Origin of the sequence: Microbacterium sp. K41 (assembly GCF_004794395.1) — a bacterium.
GTDB lineage: Bacteria > Actinomycetota > Actinomycetes > Actinomycetales > Microbacteriaceae > Microbacterium > Microbacterium sufflavum.
Window position 1 is genome coordinate 1 of sequence record NZ_SSDO01000321.1, and the last position, 233, is coordinate 233.

The window sequence follows — 233 nt, forward strand, 5'->3', positions numbered from 1 at the left end:
ACCTCGCGCGCGCCGGCGTGCCGCACGGCGTTGAGCAGTGCCTCCGCGGCGATGCGCAGCAGGATGCCCGCACGGGCGGGGTCGAGATCGGGGTCGGCACCCGGAACGAGACGCACGGCCGCCCCCGCCGCGCCCAGTGCGGACACCAGGCGCCGCAGCTCGCCGTCGAGGTCGTGCACCGGGGTCGTGCCGCCGCGGGCGAGCCGGGCGAGGGTCGCCGTCTGCGCCTCCAG

The 233-nt window shown here is 79.0% G+C and carries 1 pseudogene; it reads right to left on the reverse strand.

Annotated elements, in window-relative coordinates:
* Window positions 1–233, reverse strand: a pseudogene (locus DW309_RS19510) (hypothetical protein); the annotation flags it as partial.